At 42.8% G+C, this 748-nt stretch carries 1 protein-coding gene; it reads right to left on the bottom strand.

Going from position 1 to position 748, the window contains the following annotated elements; genetic code table 11:
* Positions 1-748: DUF748 domain-containing protein (locus tag A3756_RS21710; protein WP_156490674.1), on the bottom strand; the 748-nt coding region annotated here is incomplete at both ends.

Raw genomic sequence — 748 nt, forward strand, 5'->3', positions numbered from 1 at the left:
ATATCTATTTCACCATCGAGGTTTTTCATAATACCTATAGCCAGAGGAAGTGGTAAGACTGTGGCATCGGGGCTATCGACAGACTTTCCAAAGTTAAATTGATCTATAAAGACTTTATTGTCCGCTTTCAGCTTAGAGCCCTTGATGTCGTAAGCCAGGTCAAGATCCAACTTGCCTTTATCGATCAGGTAGCCAGCATACTTAGCCGAATATGGACTGGCGGTACTTAGGTCAATATTGTTGACCTGAATATCTAAGGCAGTATTAGGTTGAGCGCTGAGTGGGTTAGTTGTGCCATTAATGGCAATTTTTCCATAGGTATCGAGGTTTCCAGATAGTGCTACTTTTGAGTGGGCATCAATGTCTGAAGAAATATTAGTGATGTCGCCGGAGAATTGCTCGACATAAGTATTAAAAACCGGTGTTAATGAAGCATCGATATAGTCGAAGCGGCCTTCTTCAATAATAATTCGATTGATGGCAATATTCGCAGGCTGACTTGCTTGGTCTTGTTCTCCTGCTGTTTCGCTTTTGTGCTCTTCTTGCGAATGATCTTCTGTTACAGTGTTTCCTTCTTCTGTCTCACTCGGTTTTGATTTACTTAGTTGAGCCAGGCTCATCTCGCCTTTTTCAGAGATTTTAGCTCTCGCATAGGGCTTGGAAATTTGTACTGTTTCAACTGAAATTGAAGGGGCTTGCTGCTCGCCTGCCAGCTTAAGCTTGACGCCTTTTAGAGCGAAGGTCTTGA

Source organism: Oleiphilus sp. HI0086, assembly GCF_001635225.1.